Here is a 1,965-nt window from a genome sequence, read left to right as displayed (position 1 = left end):
CGGGTGCCTGCCGCACCGGCCGCTGCGGTCGTGCCACGGCCTCGGCCGGTGGTACCGCGCGGGCCGGGCACGGGCGACTGCGCTGCGGAAGGGGCCAGTCGCAGTTCGTATTCGCCGGTGTTCGGGTTGAGCACCCATTGGTCTGCGGGGTCGATGTCGTCCGCCCGCCCACGGCCTTGCGCGTCCACGTGCCTGATTCCTCCGTCGAGCCACGCGGCGCCCTCCCCCGGAAGGCGCACGGTGCTGGTCGAGCAGTGCACGCCCCAGGACGGACCTCATGGGTGAGAGCACTGGATCGCACACACTATCCGCACACTTCGGCGTCAAGCGACGTGGGTGACAAATTCCACGTCTCACAACTGGGCAATCCCGCCCATTTGTTTTGAGGAACTCCGGTGAACGGGAAGGCGTGACCCGTCACTTGGCGCACTCCACCTTGTCGGCGGTGGACTTCTGCACCCCCTCCGGTGCCTTGGTGGGCGCGGTGAGGGAGACGCCCGCCCCTTCGAAGTCCTTGCCCAGGGTCAGCGTCATCGCGGGCAGCCCCTGGTCGTTGGTCACGCTCTCGCCCGGCTTCATCGCGGACCCGGACAGGCCCATGAGGTCCGCGAGGCGGCGGGCCTGGTCGGCCTGGTCGGGCGCGTACTCCAGAGTCGTCTTCGCCAGCGGGGCGGGCGCGTTGCCGGCGTTCTCCGACTTGGTCACGCCCTCCTCGTTCTGCAACCAGCCGAGGGTCTCCTGGGCGCTGCCGGCGACCGCACCGCCGTTGAGGATCCGCACCCGCACCTCGGAGGCCGGGGCCTTGGTGCCCTTCAGCCGGGCGGCGACCGCGGCGGCCTCCTTCTTCTTCCGCTCCTTGACGGCGGTGAAGGAGACGTCGTTCCTGATCATGTCGAAGACCTGCGGGGCCGTCGACTCGTTGAGCACGACCGTGGCCTTGACCTTCTCCGTCGGATTGTCGATCACCGGGATGGTGGTGAAGGTCAGGTTCTCGGTGTTGAGCTTGCCCAGTTCCAGGCCGAGGTCCTTGAGCTTGCTGATGCTGTCCAGCTGCGAGTCGACGGTCAGCGCCTTCGTGCCCGCCTCGGCCAGGTCGAGCATCTTCGACGGGCTGGTGAGGGTGTCGTTGGACTTCAGCTTGCGCATCAGCGCGCTCAGGAACTGCTGCTGGAGCCCGATCCGGCTCAGGTCGCCGCCGAAACCGACGGCGTGCCGGGTGCGCACGAACGCCAGCGCCTGCTCGCCCTCGATGGTGTGCATGCCCTTGGACAGCTTGAGGTGCGAGTCCGGGTCGTCGAGGTCCTTGCCCACACAGACCTCGACCCCGCCCACCGCGCTGGTCAGCGTCTTGACCGCGTTGAAGTCCGCGACCATGAAGTTGTCCGGCTTGACCCCGGTCAGTTCGGTGACGGTCCGCATCGTGCAGCTGGGCGTACGGCCGTCCTGGCCGAGGCTCGTGTTGAAGCGGACCTGCTGCGTGCCGGGGATGACCTTCTGTGTGCCGTCCTCCTGCGTCGTCGGGCAGTCCGGCACGTCGACGATCAGGTCACGCGGGATGCTCAGCGCGGTCGCGTTCGAGCGGTCCTTGGAGACGTGCAGCAGGATCGTGGTGTCGGCGTGCCCGACACTGCCCGCGTCGCCGTAGCTGCCGTTGCCCTTGCCGGTGCGCTTGTCGGTGCCGATCAGCAGGATGTTGATCGCCTTGTCCTTGCTGAAGCCACCGGTGCTGGCGCCGTCGTCGGAGACCGAGGCGATGTTGTCGTTCAGGTGCTCGATGTAGAAGTACCCGGCGCCCGCCCCGGCGACCAGCACGAACGCCATCGCGCCGCCGGTCCACAGCAGGACCTTCTTGCTCTTCGAGGCCTTCTTCGCCGGACGCCGTCCACGCCGTCCCGGCAGCGGCTCCTCCGGCGCCCCGCGGCGCCTGCGCGGCGGCGGCACCGCGCGCCCGGGCGTCTCGGGCCG

Annotated in this window: 1 protein-coding gene and 1 pseudogene; both read right to left on the bottom strand. The window is 68.9% G+C overall.

The features are described 5' to 3' along the window. A pseudogene (locus GTY56_RS40830) lies at window positions 1–188 on the bottom strand (LCP family protein); the annotation flags it as partial. A gap of 229 nt (window positions 189–417) precedes the next feature. After that, a partial coding sequence (locus GTY56_RS26795; protein ID WP_237525056.1) for an LCP family protein occupies window positions 418–1,965 on the bottom strand: 1,548 nt, incomplete at its 5' end.

The organism is Streptomyces sp. SID5643 (assembly GCF_009872555.1).
Lineage (GTDB): Bacteria > Actinomycetota > Actinomycetes > Streptomycetales > Streptomycetaceae > Streptomyces > Streptomyces iakyrus.
The sequence above is the reverse complement of the archived record's forward strand: the minus strand, read 5'-3'. Positions and strand labels throughout refer to the sequence as shown.